The organism is Haloactinomyces albus (genome assembly GCF_031458135.1).
Classification (GTDB): Bacteria; Actinomycetota; Actinomycetes; order Mycobacteriales; family Pseudonocardiaceae; genus Haloactinomyces; species Haloactinomyces albus.
The window spans coordinates 887,567-906,209 of the sequence record NZ_JAVDXW010000001.1; the positions used below are offsets into that span (position 1 = coordinate 887,567).

At 68.2% G+C, this 18,643-nt stretch carries 16 protein-coding genes, 1 pseudogene and 1 riboswitch; of the genes and pseudogenes, 4 read left to right on the forward strand and 13 right to left on the reverse strand.

Annotation, left to right across the window (positions count from 1 at the left end):
• Positions 1 to 73 precede the first annotated feature (73 nt).
• Positions 74 to 670 (forward strand): TetR/AcrR family transcriptional regulator, encoded by a 597-nt coding sequence (locus JOF55_RS04135; protein WP_310269805.1) that lies wholly within the window; start codon positions 74 to 76, stop codon positions 668 to 670.
• Between the two features lie 92 nt (positions 671 to 762).
• Here the strand turns inward: JOF55_RS04135 and JOF55_RS04140 are convergent, their stop codons facing one another.
• Entirely contained in the window at positions 763 to 1,863 is a 1,101-nt protein-coding gene (locus JOF55_RS04140; protein ID WP_310269808.1) for a pyridoxal-phosphate-dependent aminotransferase family protein, read from the reverse strand.
• Between the two features lie 239 nt (positions 1,864 to 2,102).
• Here JOF55_RS04140 and JOF55_RS04145 point away from each other — a divergent pair, with 239 nt between their 5' ends.
• On the forward strand, positions 2,103 to 2,387 hold the full coding sequence (locus tag JOF55_RS04145) for a DUF1876 domain-containing protein (protein ID WP_310269811.1): 285 nt from the start codon (positions 2,103 to 2,105) through the stop codon (positions 2,385 to 2,387).
• Between the two features lie 8 nt (positions 2,388 to 2,395).
• On the opposite strand, the gene JOF55_RS04150 is transcribed toward JOF55_RS04145, so the two are convergent.
• From JOF55_RS04150 to JOF55_RS04195, 10 genes and pseudogenes are all read right to left on the reverse strand, one after another.
• Positions 2,396 to 2,596, reverse strand: coding sequence for a 4Fe-4S binding protein (locus JOF55_RS04150; protein WP_310269814.1), 201 nt, complete (start codon positions 2,594 to 2,596; stop codon positions 2,396 to 2,398).
• Positions 2,586 to 4,343 carry a precorrin-3B C(17)-methyltransferase gene (gene cobJ / locus JOF55_RS04155; RefSeq protein ID WP_310269816.1) on the reverse strand — a complete coding sequence of 586 codons (1,758 nt, stop codon included), beginning with the start codon at positions 4,341 to 4,343 and terminating at the stop codon, positions 2,586 to 2,588. Before cobJ ends, JOF55_RS04150 begins: the two co-directional genes overlap by 11 nt.
• Complete coding sequence (gene cbiE, locus JOF55_RS04160; RefSeq protein ID WP_310269819.1) at positions 4,340 to 5,545, reverse strand: precorrin-6y C5,15-methyltransferase (decarboxylating) subunit CbiE; 1,206 nt, start codon at positions 5,543 to 5,545, stop codon at positions 4,340 to 4,342. The genes cobJ and cbiE overlap by 4 nt, the downstream gene beginning before the upstream one ends.
• The gene (locus JOF55_RS04165) at positions 5,542 to 6,687 is read right to left on the reverse strand and encodes a cobalt-precorrin-5B (C(1))-methyltransferase (RefSeq protein ID WP_310269821.1); all 1,146 of its coding nucleotides are present in this window, start codon (positions 6,685 to 6,687) and stop codon (positions 5,542 to 5,544) included. The genes cbiE and JOF55_RS04165 overlap by 4 nt, the downstream gene beginning before the upstream one ends.
• 777 nt (positions 6,688 to 7,464) lie before the next feature.
• Positions 7,465 to 8,403 (reverse strand): annotated as a pseudogene (gene cobM / locus JOF55_RS24380) (precorrin-4 C(11)-methyltransferase); the annotation flags it as partial.
• Positions 8,403 to 9,164 (reverse strand): precorrin-2 C(20)-methyltransferase, encoded by a 762-nt coding sequence (gene cobI, locus JOF55_RS04175; protein ID WP_310269825.1) that lies wholly within the window; start codon positions 9,162 to 9,164, stop codon positions 8,403 to 8,405. The pseudogene cobM and the gene cobI, both read right to left, overlap by 1 nt.
• Complete coding sequence (locus JOF55_RS04180) at positions 9,164 to 10,615, reverse strand: cobyrinic acid a,c-diamide synthase CobB (RefSeq protein ID WP_374727221.1); 1,452 nt, start codon at positions 10,613 to 10,615, stop codon at positions 9,164 to 9,166. Before JOF55_RS04180 ends, cobI begins: the two co-directional genes overlap by 1 nt.
• The gene (gene cobO / locus JOF55_RS04185) at positions 10,609 to 11,223 is read right to left on the reverse strand and encodes a cob(I)yrinic acid a,c-diamide adenosyltransferase (protein ID WP_310269831.1); all 615 of its coding nucleotides are present in this window, start codon (positions 11,221 to 11,223) and stop codon (positions 10,609 to 10,611) included. The genes JOF55_RS04180 and cobO overlap by 7 nt, the downstream gene beginning before the upstream one ends.
• A 270-nt stretch (positions 11,224 to 11,493) precedes the next feature.
• Positions 11,494 to 13,680 carry a VWA domain-containing protein gene (locus JOF55_RS04190; RefSeq protein ID WP_310269834.1) on the reverse strand — a complete coding sequence of 729 codons (2,187 nt, stop codon included), beginning with the start codon at positions 13,678 to 13,680 and terminating at the stop codon, positions 11,494 to 11,496.
• A 35-nt stretch (positions 13,681 to 13,715) separates the two neighbouring features.
• Positions 13,716 to 13,900: riboswitch (cobalamin riboswitch) on the reverse strand.
• A gap of 135 nt (positions 13,901 to 14,035) precedes the next feature.
• Entirely contained in the window at positions 14,036 to 14,503 is a 468-nt protein-coding gene (locus JOF55_RS04195) for a GNAT family N-acetyltransferase (protein ID WP_310269837.1), read from the reverse strand.
• A 227-nt stretch (positions 14,504 to 14,730) separates the two neighbouring features.
• On the opposite strand from JOF55_RS04195, the gene JOF55_RS04200 reads away from it, so the two are divergent.
• Positions 14,731 to 15,717 carry an adenosine deaminase gene (locus tag JOF55_RS04200; protein WP_374727383.1) on the forward strand — a complete coding sequence of 329 codons (987 nt, stop codon included), beginning with the start codon at positions 14,731 to 14,733 and terminating at the stop codon, positions 15,715 to 15,717.
• Positions 15,718 to 15,745: 28 nt separating this feature from the next.
• On the opposite strand, the gene JOF55_RS04205 is transcribed toward JOF55_RS04200, so the two are convergent.
• Positions 15,746 to 16,645, reverse strand: a complete 900-nt coding sequence (locus JOF55_RS04205) for a S1 family peptidase (protein WP_310269843.1) — start codon at positions 16,643 to 16,645, stop codon at positions 15,746 to 15,748.
• 367 nt (positions 16,646 to 17,012) lie between these two features.
• On the opposite strand from JOF55_RS04205, the gene JOF55_RS04210 reads away from it, so the two are divergent.
• Positions 17,013 to 17,654 (forward strand): LysE family translocator, encoded by a 642-nt coding sequence (locus JOF55_RS04210; protein ID WP_310269845.1) that lies wholly within the window; start codon positions 17,013 to 17,015, stop codon positions 17,652 to 17,654.
• A 40-nt stretch (positions 17,655 to 17,694) separates the two neighbouring features.
• Here JOF55_RS04210 and JOF55_RS04215 read toward each other — a convergent pair whose 3' ends face one another.
• Positions 17,695 to 18,513, reverse strand: coding sequence for a S1 family peptidase (locus tag JOF55_RS04215; protein ID WP_310269850.1), 819 nt, complete (start codon positions 18,511 to 18,513; stop codon positions 17,695 to 17,697).
• Positions 18,514 to 18,643: the final 130 nt, after the last annotated feature.

An 18,643-nucleotide genomic window follows, 5' to 3' on the forward strand; every position in this document is an offset into this window, starting at 1 on the left:
ACTGCATCGCATAAATCGGGCAGCAAGATTGCAATGCACCTGCATTGAAAAAATCGAGGGCGCTGGAGGGCGCATGCCGAAGCGGGTGGATCACGAGAAGAGAAGACAGAAGATCGCGGAGGCCGTGTGGCGGATCGCAGCCGACCGTGGTCTGGAGGCGGCGAGTCTCCGCGAGGTCGGCACGGAAGCCGGCGTCTCGATGGGCAGGATTCAGCACTACTTCGCGAGCAAAGACCGGATGATTCTCTTCGCGTGCGAATACATGGTCGAACTCGCCGAGCAAGGCGCGCGGGAACTCAGCACGGCCTCCGCTGATCCGGAGGCACCACGGTCGATCATCCGCGGCGCACTTGCTCGGACACTGCCGTTGGATGAGCAGCAACGCATCGGAACCGGCGTCTGGTTCGCGTTCCTCACCAGAGCCACCGGGGATCACGATCTCGCGGCCTTCATTCGCCGGGCCTGGGCAGGCACCCTCGACCTCGTCGCCGGGCAAATCCGCCGTGGGCAGGAAAACGGCGACATCCCGGCCGGGGTGGACCCGAAGCAGGAGGCGGTCGCCCTGGTGGCTCTCACGGACGGGCTGGTGTCACATCTCATGGTCGGTCATTACACCGGCGAGGAGGCACTGAGCGCCGTGGACAACCATCTTGACCGCTTGTTCGGATAGCGATCTGCAGCAACACGGCGCTGCTCGACACGAACGGCCCGGCCGCTGCCGGGCAGCGGCCGGGCCGTTCGAGGTCTTCGGATTCGACTATCTCAGCGGGCGAGGACCCGTTTGAGGGCCCCCAGCAGCATCTCGACGCGGTCGAGACGCGCGTTGTTGCCCATCAGGCCGATGCGCCACACGCTGTTGGCGTACTGGCCTGCGCCGCCGCCGATCTCGATGCCGTAGTCGTTCAGCAATTGCTTGCGCACGTCCGCGGAGTTCACTCCTTCGGGGACGACCACGCTGGTGAGCTGGTGCAGCCGATGTCCCTCGGCGGCGAACAGCTTCAGCCCCATCTCCTGCAGGCCGGCCTGCAGAGCCTCCCCCGCTTCGCGGTGGCGGGCGGCCACGGCGGGCATGCCCTCGTCGACGATCCGTCCGAGTGCGTCATGCAGCGATGCCACCATCGCGGTGGGTGCGGTGTGGTGGTATGCGCGGCCACCGGAAGCTCCACCGGTGACGTAGTTGCCGATCAGTCCGAGGTCCAGATACCAGGTCGTCGGCTTCTCCACCCGAGACTGCCAGGCCCGCTCGGAGACGGTGAACGGGGCGAGTCCGGGAGGTACGCCGAGGCACTTCTGCGTGCCCGCATAGGCGATGTCGACGTTCCACGCATCGAGATCGATCTGCTCACCCGCGATGGAGGTGACACAGTCGGCGATCAGCAGGGTGCGCTCGTCACGCTCGCGCAGTGCGGCGCCGAGCTGCTTGATGTCGCTGCGCACACCGGTGGAGGTCTCGGCGTGCACGGCCGCGACCATCGCAGGCGCCGGATGCGCGGCCAGCACGCGCTCGATGTCCACGGGCTGACCCCAGTCGTGGTCGACCCGTACGACCTCGGCACCGTATCGGGAGGCGACATCGCACATCCGCTCGCCGAACAAACCGTTGACGGCGACCACGACGGCATCGCCGGGATGCACGAAGTTGACGAAAGCGGCTTCCATTCCGATCGATCCGGTGCCGGACAGCGGAAGTGTTCGTAGGTTTTCGGTGCCCCACACCGTCCGGAGGCGTCGTCCGGTCTCGTCCAACATTGCGAGGAACTCGGGATCCAGGTGGCCCAGCATCGGGGCAGCCAGCCCCGCCGTCGCCTCCGGATACGCGTTGGAGGGCCCCGGACCGAGTAGTGAGCGTTCAACCAGTGCCATACGGCCAGCCTAAGCACATCGCCGTTCCTCGCAGGCCATGCCCTGTTTGACCCCATTTTCGCTGGGCACATAGTATTCCGATAGGCGGAATCGAGTTTTCATACCGGCGATGCCAGTACTTGTGAGTAAGTCCACAGCTCCATTTCGAAAGGGCGTGCATCCGGGGCGCGATCAGCGCATGCTGGAACTGTCACGGCCACGTCGGGACGGTCCCGTCACGAACGGCCGGGGAGGCGACCATGAATCAGCCCCGTATGCACGACACACGGACCCTCACTCTGAACATGGAGGTCGTCGAGTCCGAAATGAAAACCACGGCGGATGCCACCATGGCCACCGGCTCGGGCCGGATCGTGCACGGCCACGGCACGGCACGACGCCATCCGGACGACCCGGACATCCCACAGATCGGCGACGAAATCGCGGCAGCCCGCGCTCTGTCGGAGCTGTCCCACAAGCTCCTGGACACCGCGGCCCAGGAGATCGGCGAGCGGCAGCACAGCCGGGTTCACCTGCCCGGCTGACCGGCCACCTACGCAAGCAGGTCGATGGCGTCGGCGGGGCAGATCTCGACGCACTCGCCACAGGCGGTGCACTGCTCGGCCACGACGCGCGGACGCCCCGCCGCAGGTCGCAGGGCATGCTCCGGGCAGGTCAGCAGGCACGCCCCGCAGGCCGTGCAGTCCGAGGAGATCGTCAGCGGTACGCCGGACGGCGGGAGCTCATCCGGCATCCGTCGTCATCCACCGGTATCCGCGCGGAGTCACCATCCGACCACCGGCCATGGTCGTCCGGGAGGATCCCACGACGACCGTGGTGAACATGTCCACCTCGCCCGGATCGAACTCGTCGATCCGGGCACACCACACACGCTGACCGTCCCGACTGGCCTGGCGCACCGCACCGACCGGTGTGCGTGCCGGCCGGTGCCGGGCGAGCGTGTCCAGTGCCCAGCCCAACTGCCAGTGCCGTTCGGCCGAACGTGGATTGTAGAAACACACCACCAGGTCACCCTCGGCGGCAGCACGCACGCGCCGCTCGATCATCTCCCACGGCGTGTGCAGGTCGGACAGGCTGATCAGGACATGGTCGTGCCCCAACGGTGCCCCCAGCAGCGACGAGGTCGCCAGCGCGGAGGTCACACCGGGCACGCCCACGAACTCGATGTCGTTTCCGGCCTGCTCCAGAGCGGGGCTGGCCATGGCATACACCCCGGCATCACCGGAACCGATCAGCGCCACGGCACGACCGGAGCGGGCCAGCGACACCGCATCCGCCGCCCGTGCCTCCTCCGAGCCGAGTCCGCTCGCGCGGATCTCGGTACCCGGCCGCAGCAGGTGACGTACCTGCTCGAGGTACTGGTCGAGACCGACGACGACCGAGGCACGCCGCAACTCGGCATCGGCGCGGGGGGTGCGCTCGTCCTGCGCGCCGGGACCGATACCGATGATCGCCAAGCGCCCCCGCGGACGGATCCGTGCGGCGGCGACCGTCACATTGTCGCCCTTGATCTTGTCGGCGACGAGTTCGGTGTCCGCTCCCTCGGCCAGTTCCGCCGCGGCGTGCAACGCGGCGGCTTCTGCCACGCTGGGGGTACCGACTTCGGCCCGCACGACCTCGCTGGGATGGGGCACCCACACATCGGCCAGATCCTGCGCGGGGTACGGCATCAGCGGCAGCTCAGCACCGTCCGGCGAGTTCCAGAACCCCATGTCCTGGACCGCGTCCAGGATGCCGCGCTCCTCGGCTTTGAGATCGACGGTGGCGAAGGCCCGGATGGCCCTCGGGTCGAGTCCGTGTTCACTGTCCAGCCGCGCGAGCGTCTCCGTGACCGTGGTGCGCGGGATACCGCTGGCCGAGCCGATGCCCACGACGAGCGTGCGCGGGATCACGTGCAGGATGTTGCCGGACTCGGCAGCACTCGGGCGGCGATCATCGATGCGCACCGTCCACTGCGGTGCCGCCACGTCGGCCGAGACATTCTCGGGCAGGGCGGGTAGCGGAAAACCGTGGGGATTGACCAACCGGACCGGTTCCCCGTCCAGAATCGCGACGCCACAGGATGCGAGATCGCCTTCCACGGTGGCGTCGAGCTGGTCGACGACCTCGTCCAGCGGTGTGCTGCCGGTGCTGTCGGTGGCCGTGGTCACCACCGGTAGGCATCCGAGAACATCGGCGACCTGCTCGGCCAGCGCGTTTGCCCCACCTGCATGCCCGCCTGCCAGCGCCACGGCAAAGCGGCGCGCCTCGTCGACGCAGACCACGCCCGGATCGGTGTGCTTGTCCCGCAACATGGGCCCGACCAGCCGCACGGTCGCGCCGGTGGCCAGAAAGAACACGACGGAGTCCAACTGCGGCCACAGGCGTCGCAGGGCGGGCTCGATCGGTCCCTCCGCGACCACCGCATCCGGCCCCAACCGTGCGGCCAGCTCGGCGGCCGCCCGCCTGCCCGCGTCGGTTACCGCGAACAAACCGATCATGACTTTCCTTCCTTGCGAACTCCGGAGATCAGCATCACCGGGTTGGCCGCTTCCAGACGGGACAGACCACCGGGCAACTCGGCCAGGCGGTTGGCCGAGAGCTGAACGCCCTCGACCTCGTAACCGGCGCTGCTGAGAGCAGCTCGAGTGGAGGTCACCCGGTCGAGCGCGGCCAGCGCCACCACCACACGGGAGGCACCGACGTGCGCGCACGCGGTGACCACTTCCGAACCACCACCTCCGACGAAAACCGAGTCGGGCTTGGGCAACTCCCGCAGCGCTTTCGGTGCCGCGCCCTCCTCCACGCGCACGTCCACGCCGTGGCCTGCTGCGTTGGTGACGAGCCGGACCACCTGGGCCTCGTCGGACTCCACCGCGATGGTCGCCGCGCCCAGACGTGCGCACTCGACCGCGATCGAACCGGATCCGGCACCGACGTCCCAAACGAGCGTGCCGGGCCGGGGCGCCAACTTGGACACTGCCACCGCCCGCACCTCCGCCTTGGTGATCATGCCGTTGCGGTGGGCGAACTCGTCCTCGTGCAGCGCCCATCCGGCCGGCGGGACCGGTTCACCCCCGGCACGCCAGCCGCGCGCGGGGACGCCATCGGGGTCACTCAGGCAGAGCACGATGTTGGGCTCCCGCCAAGTCCTCTCGGCGGCCTCGGCGGGCGCGAGAGTGGTCACCGTCTCGTTCGCCCCGCCGAGATCCTCACCGACGATCATGGTGCGCCGCCAGCCCGTCAGCCCCGAGCCGAGCTGTGCCGGTCCGGCACCGGGTGCGGTCAGCACCACCACCGCCGATCGGGCCCGGCAGACGTTGATGGCCGGAGTGAGGTCACGCCCGTGCGCACTGACCACCGACACGTCGTCCCACGGGCGACCGACGCGGGCCATCAACCGCTGGACGCTGGAGGTCGCGGCCAGCACCGAGCAGCGAATCCCCTTTTCCCGCAGTACTCGCAACATTCCGAAGAAGCCGGGATCGCCCGAAGCGAGGACGACTCCGTTCTCCTCGGCGGTGAGCGAGGACAGGGCACCGAGTGCGGAATCGAGGGATCCGAGTTCGAGCGTGCGGGCGTCTGCGGGCGCGTGTGCCCGCAGATGGCGGCGCGCTCCGACCACGAGTTTCGCCGACCGCAGTGCCTCCTCGGCCCCGTCGGGCAGCGGCCCGCCGTCGATGCCGATCACCGTGACCGTCACGTCACCCACCTCGCCTCGGTCGAGGCCACGACCTGCTCACCGGTGAAATCCACCATCGCGATCGAGGCACGCAACCGGCGACCGCACTCCTCGGTGAACCGCTCCAGCACGCCTGCCACCAGCACGCACAACCGATGCGCACATCCGGACAAGGAGCCGTTGTGCTCCCACACCTCGAAAGCCCGGCGGGCAGTCTTCGCCTGCTCGACCTCGGCCACCTGCTCGGCATCGCCGCCGAACTCGGCCGTGAGCCTGCCCAGCAGTTCCGTATCCACTTTGGACCGCGTGTAGTGGGTCATCACCACGCCGGAGGCCAGCTTGGTCAGCTTGCCGATCATGCCCACGAACACGACCTCGTCGAGGCCGTGCTCGACGGCCCGGCGCAGGGCCGCACCGGTGAAGTCACCGACCTCGATGAAGGCCACGTCCGGCTCATCCGGCAGCAGTCGCATCGCGGCCTTCTCGGTCCGTCCGCCGGTCGAGAGCACCGCCGTGGTCCCGCCCTGCGCAGCCAGCACCGACACCGCCTGCTCGACACTGGAGCGCCACGACGCGGTGGAAAACGGACGCACGATGCCGGTGGTTCCCAGAATCGAGATACCGCCGTGGATACCCAACCGCCGATTGGTGGTCTTGCGGGACATCCTCTCGCCCCCGGGAACGGTGATCGTGACCTCCGCACCCCGACCTCCGAGCACCTCACGCACGGCCCGGGTGATCATCTCGCGCGGGACGGGGTTGATCGCGGGACCACCGACCTCGAGACCGAGGCCGGGCTGGGTCACCGTGCCGACTCCCTCGCCGCCGTGCAAGACGAGCGCATCATCCTCGCGAGGAGCGATCGTCACGGTCATCCGGGCACCATGGGTCACATCCGGATCGTCACCGGCATCCTTGACGACCACGGCCGTGGCCCTGCCCGACTCCTCGACGACGGCGGCGTCCACCTCGAACCGCCGGTAGCGGTCATCCGGAAAAGGAATGTCCACCGTGGCGGGAAGGTAGCCGTCGACGAGCAAAGCCGCGGCGGCCTTGGCGGCAGCAGCCGAGCAGGCACCGGTGGTGAAGCCGGTGCGCAGTGCTTTGGGCCGGACTTTGGCCGTACGCGGAAGATCCGGCTCTTTCAGGGGCGGTTCCGACAACGGTCAGTCTTGCTCCGACTCGGTACGGGCCCGGCCCGCCTTCCCGGATGCCTGCTTTTCCGTGCCCTTCTTGCGATGACCGGAGTTCGATCCCGCTTTCGTCGAGGACTTCGCCGCGGAACCCGACTTGCCGGTCGACTTGGCCTTGGTACGCGACTTCGACTCGGATTTCACCTCGTCCTGTGCCGTATCCTGCATACCGGCCTGCGTTTCCACCGTCGAGCCGTTGCCGAGCGAATCCGTATCCGGCACCTCGGCCACGGATTCGTCCGTGGCCGGAGTCCGAGCGGTCTGCTCGTCCTCGGGTTGCTCGGAAACTAGCGTCCCGCTCGCCCCGGCAGTGGTGGCAGCACCGGACTCGACCGCTTCGCCGTTCTCCGCCGCGCCGTTCTCCGCCGCGCCGTTCTCCGCCGCGTCGGTGGTCACCGCGTCGGTGGTCACCGCGTCGGTGGTCACCGCCTGTGCGTCGCCGGGCATGCCGGAAGTCTCCTCCTCGGCATGCTCGAACAGATCGGACTGCGCGGAGTCGTGACCCGATTGCCGAGCGGTGGTCCGAGTCGCCGCGATCCGGGCGGTGCCCTGCGCGCTCTGCTGCCATTCGCGCACGGCCCACCAGGCCACGTCCGGATCCGGCTGCCCCGGGCTGCGTGCGTTGTCCACGCGTGGCTCCGGAACCGGATCGGCACCCCCCGAGGTGGTACCTGTGATCGCGGAACCCACGTTCCGGGATTCCGCGGTCCGGGAGGTCCTGCCCCAGGAAGCGGCGCCCTCGGTCACCGGACTCGTTCCACCCCTGCCCTCCGACCGGGGACGATCCGCACCCGACGAGCTCGAACGCCTCGTACGCTGGGAATCACCACGCTGAGATTCGCCGCGCTGAGATTCGCCGCGCTGGGAATCACCACGCTGGGCACGCAGCGCCCGGCGTGCGGCCGGATCGGCTCGCCGGAAGGTGTGGAAATGACCGGGGTTGTACAGGTGAGAGCGGGTCCCGCCCTCGGTCAACGCCCAGCCGACCAGGAACAGCGTATGCCGCCACAGTTTGTGCTGCTTGACCGTCGTCTCCAGCTCGCCGAGCGTGGTTCGCAGCAGCAGCTCGTCGGGCCAGGTCGTCTTGTAGGCGATCACGACGGGAACGTCCTCGCCGTATCCGCCCGCGCGGAGCTCCTCGACGAGCTGGCCGGTACGGGCGGCGGACAGGAACAACGCCATCGTCGTACCGTGCTTGGCGAATTCACGTACCCGCTCCCCGGAGGGCATCGGCGTTTTGCCGCCTTCCAGTCGGGTCAGGACCACCGACTGTGCCACCTCCGGCACCGTCAGTTCCCGCCCCACCGCAGCGGCGGCCGCGGAGAACGCGGCCACTCCCGGCACGATCTCCACTTCCAGTTCCATGCGCGCACACACATCGTGCTGCTCCTGCACGGCCCCCCACAGTGCGGGATCGCCGGAATGCACACGCGCGACATTGAGCCGGTCGCGCTCGGCGCGACGGTAGATCTCCACCGCGTCCTCGTGCGTCAACCGCGACGAGTCGACCAGTTCGGCATCGGCACGGGCATGCTCCTGGACGCATTCGGGCGTCACCAGGCTCGCGGCCCAGACCACGATGTCGGCCTCGGCGATGTGCCGGGCACCACGCACAGTGATCAGGTCGGCCGCTCCCGGGCCTGCACCAATGAACGAAACCCGCCCCAGACGTGTCTCCGGAGTCATCAGAGTTGCTCTCCTCTCCCGCCTCGCGGAGGAAGTACTACCACGGTGGACAGATAGGGCGCGGCATCGACCACTTCGCCGTCCACATCGGACACAGTAAGCTCGGACAGCGGCAGCACCCGAGCATCCGGAGTGCCCAGATGCTCGGCGTAGAGCGTGCGCTCCAGTGCGCCGCTATCGGCAATCGCCGTTGTCAGATCGCCGAGCCTTCGGCCGCCCTTGTAGGCAACGACCGTACCCGTCGATTGCAATGCCTCTCGCAACGCCGTGACATCCCGCGTCACCGGAAGCACCGTGAGCGGTTCCGCACCTTCGGTCAGTGCGATTCCGGATGCCGACGCGGTGGCCTGCATCGCGGTGATCCCCGGCACCGTCGCCACCTCGATGTCCGAAAGCCGCTCCCGGACCCCTTCGGCGAGGTAGGTGAACGTCGAATACAGCGAGGGGTCTCCCAGAGTGGCGAACACCACCGTGCCGCCCTCCTCCCGGAGGCGCTCGGCGACGACTTCCGCTGCGGAGTCCCAATGCCTGCGCCTGCGCTCCTGCGGGCCGCCGACCGGGTCGGACAGCGCGAACACCAGTCGTTGCACGCGCGGATCCTCGGAATCCAGATGTGCCCGCACGACGGCTTCGGCACGACCTTGCTCTTCCACGGACAACACGGGAACGAACACGGTGTTCGCCTCCCGAAGCTCGCGGAGCGCGGCCAGCGTCAGCATCTCCGGATCTCCCGGACCGACACCGAGACCGACCAGCCTCATCACACACACCTCCGTACGAATCGCGTCACGGCTTCGGGATGTCCTGCAGGATGTGTGTGCAGATACGACGCATGCAGGTTGCGATCCACGAATCCTTCCGCCACGGGCTCGCCGGCCCGCCACCGCCAGGCCGGATTCGCTCCGTGCCCCGGTGTGAGGACCGTGCGGTGGAACTCGTGGCCACTCACCCGGGATCCCTCGGGAAACAGGGCGGAATCCGTCGCGGCGACGGCCTCGCGGTATCCCAGGGTCAACCGCGGTGACATCTCGGCCCGTGCTCCGAGAACACCGCACAGCGGATGACCGTCCAGGCTCTCGGCCAGGTACAGCAGCCCACCGCACTCGGCGTGGATCGGTCCCCCGCTCGCGGCGAATGCCGCGATCTGCCTGCGCAGTGCGAGATTCGCCGACAGCTCGGTGACGTGCTGTTCGGGGAAGCCACCCGGTAACACCAACCCGGCCGTGCCGGGCGGCAGCCGCTCATCGCGAAGCGGATCGAGCACGGCGACGTCGGCACCGGCGGCTTCCAGCAGTTCGACATGCTCGGTGTAACCGAAGGTGAACGCACGCCCGCCCGCCACGGCCACCGTGGGTCGAGGCCCCTCGCAGACGGACCCACCGCCTGCCTCCCGCGCACTCCAGGCCCCGCCCGCAGGCTCCGGCGCGGACTCCGCCAGGGACACGACCGCGTCGAGGGAGACATTCGCCTCGACCACGTCGGCCATCGCCACAACGGCCTCTCGTGCGTCGTCACCGTGCTCGGCTGCCGTGACCAGTCCCAGATGCCGCGAGGGCACCCTCAGATCCTCCGTGCGGGGGAGCGCGCCGAGTACCGGTAGCCCCGCCACCTCGGCTGCTTCCCGCAGCACCTCCGCATGACGCGCAGAGCCGACCCGGTTGAGGATCACGCCACCCAGCCGTACGCGGGGGTGATAGCTGCGGAAGCCGTGCAGCACCGCGGCAAGACTGTGTCCCTGCCCCCGGACGTCGACAACCAGCACCACCGGCGCGTCCAGCACGGTGGCGACGTGTGCGGTGGAACCGAACGCCGGATCGTCCCCGGTGTCGCCGATACGGCCGCCGCCGGTGCCGCTGCTGCCGACGCCACTGCCGCCAATACGGCCATCGAACAAGCCCATCACGCCCTCGATCACCGAGAGCTCGGCGCCTGCACGACCGTGGAAGAACAGGGGTGCGATCCGTTCCTCGCCGACGAGCACAGGATCCAGGTTGCGGCCTTCCCGACCGGCGGCGACCCGGTGGTAGCCGGGGTCGATGTAGTCCGGGCCCACTTTGAACGGCGCCACTCGGGTCGAACGCCTGCGCAACGCGGCGAGCAGGCCGGTGGCCACGGTCGTCTTACCGTGGCCGGAGGCGGGCGCGGCAATGACGACCCGTGGGCTGTGCGAGGTGCCCGCACGGCCCGACGATCGTACGGAGGCGCTCACCACTCGATGCCCTTCTGGCCCTTTTGGCCGGAATCCATGGGGTGCGCGACCTTGGTGGTCTGCATGACCAGATCAGCGGCGTCCACCAGTGCTTGCGGCGCATACCGCCCGGTGATGATCACATGCTGGTGTCCGGGCCGGTCGCGCAGCGTGGCGACGACCTCGTCGACATCCACCCAGCCCCAGTGCAGCGGATAGGTGAACTCGTCCAGTACGTAGAGGCCGTGGTGCTCCTCGGACAGTCGCCGGGCGATCTCCTGCCAGCCCTCCAGAGCGGCGGTGGCATGGTCGGATTCCGTGGACTTCTTGCGGGTCCACGACCAGCCCTCTCCCATCTTGTGCCATTCGACGGAGCCGCCTTCGCCGGTCTCCTCGTGCATCCTGCCGAGCGCACGGAAGGCGGATTCCTCGCCGACGCGCCATTTGGCGGATTTGACGAATTGGAACACACCGATCGACCAGCCCTGATTCCATCCGCGCAGCGCAAGTCCGAATGCGGCCGTGGACTTACCCTTCATCTCACCGGTGTGCACAATCACCAACGGCCGATTACGACGCTGCCGCGTGGTCAGTCCATCGTCGGGCACGGTCTCCGGTTTTCCCTGCGGCATGCTGAAAACCCCTCACGAGATCGGGCGAGCTGCCTGTCCGGTGCACCTGCGGTGAGTACCGGGTACCGGACACGGCGCGCGCAATTCACGAGACACATTCACAGAAATCTGTACGCAGCCAAGAAGACGCCCCCGCACTCAACCAGCCTGGGGGTCGCCGGGAGTGCGGGGGCGTTTTGGGTCCACCCCTGGGGGTCAGGTGGACACCGAAAAGCCTAACAGCACACCGCGCCTTTGTCGTCTCTTCCCGGCGTTGTCATCAAAATGAAATCAAGCGGCCTGAGGACTGCCCTCCCGTGCGGCCCGGACCACTCCGGCGACGTTATCCGCCGACAGTTCATCCAGCCGCAGACACGCAGCCCCCAGGACCGTGGCGACGCGGTTGGCCAGCCCGAGTCGTACCGGCCCGTTCTCGCAGTCGACGACCACTGCGGCAACTCCGAGTTCGGCCACCAGTTTCGCCGCCCCCAGCGCGTCATCCAACGCCTGACCGGTGCCTTTCCCCTTGCCGGTGTCTTTCTCCTGCCCGGAACCGGTGTTCGCACCGACAGTGGCCTTGCCGTCGGTCAGCAGCACCAGCAGCGGACGACGCTGCGGATCGCGGATCCGCTCGGTGGCCACCACCGAGCGCGCGGTCAACAGTCCGCCCGCCAGCGGAGTCCGGCCGCCCGTGCGCAAACGGCGCATCCGCGCGGCGGCAGTCTCCACAGAGGAAGTCGGGGGCAGCACCACCTCCCCGGAATCCCCTCGGAACGTCACCACACCGACCTTGTCCCGGCGCTGGTAGGCATCGCGGAGCAAGGACAGCACGGCGCCGCTGACCGCCGACATCCGCTCCCGCGCGGCCATCGATCCCGAGGCATCCACCGCGAACAACACGAGGTTGCTTTCCCGGCCCTCACGCACGCCATACCGCAGGTCCTCGGAGCGAAGCAACAGCCCGGAGCCTTGCCGTCCCCGCGGGAGCTGATGCGGTGCCGCCGCCGACAAAGTCGCCTGCAGGTGGATTCCGCTCCCGTCCACAGCGGAGGACCGAATCACCTGCCCGGTGCGTGATCGCGAGCGGGAACGTCGACCCGGAGCACCCTCACCCAGGCCGGGGACCTCCAGCAGCCGCGCACGAAAGGCCGGGCTCGGGGTGGTCGGCTCGCGTTCCCGGGGTGCCTTGCCCGATTCGTCGGACTGCGTGTCATCGGGGCGAGCCCCGTTTCCGCCGGATCGGCCGTTCGAGGGTGACTGATCGGTGTCCTGCGGTGTGTCCTGCGGTGGGCCGCCCCCGGGGCCACCGTCCGGGTCATCGGGTCCGTCATCGTCGGGACCTCCGCCGTCGGGACCTCCGCCATCCGGTCCGTCCGGCGGCTCGTCCCCATCGTCGGTGCCGTCCTCCTCCGCGGCGCCACTCTCCTCGCCGCTGCCCGCGGATTCGGCCGCATCGGACAGTGCCTGCTGCAACTGCTCCTCCTCGACCCCCGGCTCGTCGAAGGGATCTCGCCGCCTGCGGTGCGGCAGCGCCAGTCGCGCCGCCGCCTCCACATCGGTCTGCCCCACCGCATCCGCACCACGCCACGCCGCGTGCGCCACCGCAGTACGCGCGAGCACCAGGTCCGCACGCATTCCGTCCACTTCGAACGCAGCGCACAGTGCCGCGATGCGGCGGACCTCCGAGTCCGGCAGGACGACGGAGCCGACGCGCCGCCGAGCCGCCGAGATCCGGGCGGCGAGGTCGGCATCCTCCTCGGCCCAGCGCCGAGCGAACCCGACCGGATCGGACTCGAAAGCCAACCGGCGCCGCACCACCTCGGTGCGGGTCTCGACCTCGCGCGAGGCCGACACGTGCACGGTGAGTCCGAAACGGTCCAGCAACTGCGGGCGCAACTCCCCCTCTTCGGGGTTCATCGTGCCCACCAGCAGGAACGAGGCCGCGTGGGACATCGACATTCCCTCGCGCTCGACGTGGGCACGCCCCATGGCCGCGGCATCCAGCAGCAGATCCACCAAGTGGTCGTGCAGCAGGTTCACCTCGTCGACATAGAGCACGCCACGGTGCGCCGAGGCGAGCAGTCCCGGCTGGTAAGCACGGACACCTTCGGTGAGCGCCCGCTCGACGTCGAGCGAACCGACCAACCGGTCCTCCGTGGCACCGACCGGAAGCTCGACGAGCTGCGCGGCCCGCTGGGCCATCTCCGCGCCATCGTGCGGTCCATCCGGGCACGCGGAGTCGGGCTCGTGCGGATCACAGCCGAAACGGCAGTCGGCCACGACATCCAGCGCAGGCAACAATGCCGCCAGTGCGCGCACGATGGTGGACTTGGCGGTGCCCTTCTCACCTCGCACGAGCACACCGCCGATACGCGGGTGTACGGCATTGAGCAACAGGGCGAGTTGCAGATCGTCATGTCCGACGACGGCGGAGAACGGATACCGCACGGTCGCGGGAACCGACACAGCAGCGGTCATGCCTGGCATTCCTTCCTCGGGTCACGGACGCCCCGGGTTGTGCGGCAAGAAGCGGCAGTGTCCTGACTCCCGGATCCACGCGTTCCTCCGGCCTTCCCAGGGATTGCCCCGGTGGCTCTCGCGGGAGGAACGCTCCCCGGTCACAGTGGCGCCGACCGTGCCGGATTCGCACCGGCTTCCTGGCCACTCCTTGCTGGGACCGCTGTGCATCGTCTCAGAATTCCCGAGCCCGGCCAACGCCACGGCACCGTGTTGTAACTCGCACCACGTCCGACAGCTGTTCGGGGACTCGTCCGACGCCACGGCCGGAGGTTCGTCGCGGCGGATTTCTGCAGTTTCGCGCGAAACTGCATTTTTACGGGCGCGCTCCGGGATTACGGCACATGTCGATGTGCGGGATACCGTCCTCCTCGTAGGCCTCACCCGACTCGACGAAACCGAAGGAGCGATAGAAGTCGACCGTGTCGACCTGGGCCGACAACACCGCCGGTGCCCTGCGGATTTCCGCGACGGCCGCACGCATGAGCTTGGCACCCAAGCCCATCCCTCGAGCGCCCTGCGCGGTGCAGACCCGACCGATGCGGACGGTGCCCTCGGTATCCTCCAGCAGCCGCAGATAACCCAGGACCCGGCCGTCGGGGGAGTCGATCCACAAGTGCCGGGTGCTCGATTCGAGATCCCGACCGTCGAGTTCGGCATAAGCGCACTGCTGCTCGACCACGAAGACATCGACCCGCAGTCGCAGCATGCGATACAGGTCGGCCGCATCGAGATCGGCCGTATAGGCGCGGTGTACCGAGGTAGCGAGGGGCTGCAGGTCCACCTTTCCTGCTTACCACAGTGCCCCGGACGCCCATCGCCGCCGGTGTTGGAGGAATCCACGAATCCACAGCGGCGCCGGGGACGGCTTCTTGGGGGTTTCGTGCTGGCGGCGCGACCGGTGTACTTGATGTACTGATGTTCATCGCACGGCCCGCGACGCGGGGCGGCGGAAGCATGGACGAGCGGCGACGACGAGAGGAAGGCACATTGAGTCCTGATCCGGCCGGTATGGCGCTGTCGTTGCCGAAGGCTGAACTGCACATACACATCGAGGGCGCGCTGGAGCCGGAGTTGGCGTTCGAGTGTGCTCGCCGCAACGGGATCCTCCTGCCGTATGCCGATGTCGATGACCTACGGCGGCGTTACGACTTCAGCAACCTGCAGTCGTTCCTCGACCTGTACTACACGGGCATGAACGTGCTGCGCACAACACGGGACTTCACCGAGCTGGCGGACAGCTACCTGGCGCGGGCACGGGAGCAGGGCGTGCGCCATGCCGAGATCTTCTTCGATCCGCAGGCCCACACCCTTCGCGGCGTGGAACTGTCGACCGTGCTCGACGGGCTGGAGGCCTCCCTGGCGACGAGCCGGGAGCGCTTCGGGATCTCCACCCGGTTGATCGCGTGCTTTCTCCGCGACCGCGGTCCCGAGGAAGCCATGGCCACCTTCGACGCGCTGCTGCCCCATGCCGATCGGATCACCGGTGTCGGGCTGGACTCCGCGGAGTCCGGGTATCCGCCGGATGCCTTCGCCGCGGTGTTCTCCCGGGCTCGAGAGGCCGGGTTGTCCCTGGTGGCACATGCCGGAGAGGAAGGCCCACCCGAATACGTCTGGCAGGCCCTGGACGTGCTCGGGGTCGATCGCGTGGACCACGGCATCCGAGCGGTCGAGGATGCCACGCTACTGAGGCGCATCGCTCGCGATCAGGTACCGCTGACGGTGTGCCCGCTGTCCAATGTGCGGCTGCGCTGCGTCTCCACGCTGGATCAGCACTGCCTGCCCCATCTCGTCGACACGGGGGTGTCGGCCACTCTCAACTCCGACGATCCCGCCTACTTCGGCGGCTACGTCGCCGACAACTACAGCGCCGTGCAACGGGAACTCGGTTTCGGTGACACCGCACTGCGCGAGTTCGCCGCGAACTCGATCCGGGCCTCGTTCCTCGGGCAGGACGAGCGGGAGCAACTGCTCGCCGAGCTCACGGCAACCACCTGAGGAGTGTTTGCACGATGACCGTACCGGCTCACAGCCGGGCGGTCACTTCGTCGGCGTAGGTGGACAGGCGGGTGTAGACGCCCGGGAACCCCGGCCGGGCACAGCCCGCACCGAACGAAATCACACCGACCAGACGACCGTCGACGACGAACGGGCCGCCGGAATCCCCGCCGCAGGCATCTCGGCCGCCCTCGGGTACTCCGGCACAGAACATCGCCGAACCGTCGAACCGGGAGTAGGACTCGGCACACTCGGCATTGGCGACCACCGGGACCGCCACGGAGTGCAGCACATGCGCAGGTCGGCCCGATTCACTCGTGCGTCCCCAGCCGAAGGCCCTGCCGGAAGTGCCCGCCCGGTAAGGTTCGGTGTCCTCGGCAGCGACCATCGGCAGGGGCTGCTGCGGCACCGGCGCACTCAGCGTGAGCACGGCCACATCCGCGCCCTGCGCGAAGCCGGAGTAGTCCGGGGAGCGCCACACCTTCTCGACTTCGGCGACGACTCCCCGTTCCGTACGCAGGTCGGTCCGTCCCAACACCGCCCGTAGGGTTTCCGGAGGGTGCGGTCGGCCCGTTCCGGGGCGGACCGTGCAGTGTGCCGCGGTCACGACCTTGGTGGCAGCCACCAGGGTTCCACCGCAGAAGTGCCTGCCGGTATCGGTGGTCAGGGCCACCATCCACGGCGCCCGTGCCGTGGAGGTTCGGGTGCCGCCGACGATCCGTGCCTGCACGTCTCCTGCTTGGCCCGCCCGTGCCTGTCCCGGCCGTGGCCACGCAAGAAGGCCTCCCGAGTTCACATCGGTCTCGGCGAAGGCACTGCCCGCAGGCGCCCACACCACAGCCACCACGGCAGCCAGAGCGAGGACTCGCAGCGGGCCCTGCCTGCGCCGTCGTCCCGACCATCGGCCCCGATCCATGCCGTGCCACACGCCGTATCTCCTCGTCTCGCAACGCCGATCTCGACGACGGCACACCGTAGTCGCAGGAACACGAAAACAGTGCGAGGCGCAACTCACAGCGCATCAGTAAAAATTTTCGTTACCATGTAATTCAGCAGGAAATATTGCGGCAAAATCAAACCTGATCCATTGCTCATCCTGATCCGGCGTCGCACCGATCCGACTTCGCAGCCGCCGGTGAACAACGATCTTGCCCGATCGAGTGACACATTGCGCTCGATCCGGGGAGAGCAATCGGGCGGGGCACCCTGCCGAGCGCTCTTGGCTGCCTGCTCCCGGCCGCCGCATCAGCGAGACCAACGGCACGACACCGACGACTCACGGCGAAAGGAACGTCATGCTCCTGGACTTCACCGCACTGCCTGCCTTCCTGCTTGCCAGCGTGGTGGTGATTCTCACTCCCGGTGTCGATGCGTTCCTGCTCCTGCGTACCTCGCTGCGTTTCGGCACTCGGCCCGGCATGTACGCGCTGGCGGGGATCCACACCGCGAGCTTTCTCCAGGTAGCCGTGGTGATCTCCGGCCTCGGGGCGCTGGTCAGTAGGAATCCGGCCGTGCTGTCGATTCTGAAATGGGTCGGAGCGGCCTATCTGCTCTACCTCGCCGCGATGATCCTGCGTGGTCTGTGGCTGGCCCGGCAGGAAACAGCCAAGGACGGTCTCGTCGTCCCCGATGAGCTCCCGCACGATGACGGAAACCCCTACCTGCGGGGCCTGCTGAGCAACATCACGAACCCGAAGATGCTGCTGTTCAGCCTGGCGTTCCTGCCGCAGTTCGTCGGCAGCTCCACGCAGCCCGCACTACAACTGGTGATGCTCGGTGTGGTCTTTTTGGTCCTGGCGGCGATCTGGGAGGTGACCATCGTGCTGGCTGCCTCCCGCATCGCCACCCGGCTGCGCCACCCGCGGTTCCAGAAATCGCTGGACATGGTCAGCGCCGCGGCGTTCGTCAGCATCTCCGTCGGCCTCGTCGCAACCTGACTCGACGGCCCACGAGGCACCCACCCGGGGCCTCCGGCCCCTACTCGAGTTGTTGCCGGATGTCCTGGTGGTAGGTCAGCACACGCGTGTACACGCCGGGGCTTCCCGGCCGAGCGCATCCTCGGCCCCAGGACACGATGCCGATCAGCCTGCCGCCCGCCACGAGCGGACCACCGGAATCACCCTGGCAACCGTCCACCCCTCCTTGTGGCAGCCCCGCACACATCATCACCCGGGACGAGTACCGGGAGGGATAGGCCTCCGAACACTCCGCGTCGCCGACCACCGGGACCGTGACCTTACGCAGAACTCTCGAGGTGCTCCCATCCTCGCTGGTGGCTCCCCAGCCCAGCACCGTGGCCCGAGTTCCCGCCCGGTACAGCTCACCGTCCTGCGGTGATGCCGGCGGCAAGGACTGCCGCGGTATCCGCTCGACCAGAGTCAGCACGGCGACATCGGCCCCTTCGAGGGGACTCCGGTAATCGGGATGGATCCAGATCCCGCCGACTCTCGCGACGGTTCCGGCTGCAGTCTGCTTGTCCTGTCTGCCCGCGACCACGCGCACCGCCGCGGGCATCTTTCCCGCAACGCAGTGCGCGGCGGTGACGATCTTGGTCGCCCGCACGATCGTGCCGCCGCAGAACTGGACTCCTTGCACGTTCGTGAGGTACACCACCCACGGGTACTCGGTGATATCGGCAGGTTGCCCACCGACGATCGGCTCCCGATCCAGGGCGTCCGGCGGAAGTACCCCCGAATCCGCGAGCGCTGCCGAGGAGGTCAGCGCCCATACCGACCACAGGGTCAGCGCAGCGAGCAACCCCCACAGAGACCGCATCCGACGCAGACCGCCTCGCATGTCGTCGCTCCCCTCCCGGAATCAGCGTGGTCGACCTCGGCGGCCGATCATCGACTTCGACCGGCTTGCCGAAAGACCGGGAACAGTGTCCGCGAGAGGCCGAACGCGGTGTGCTTGCGACACCTCACAA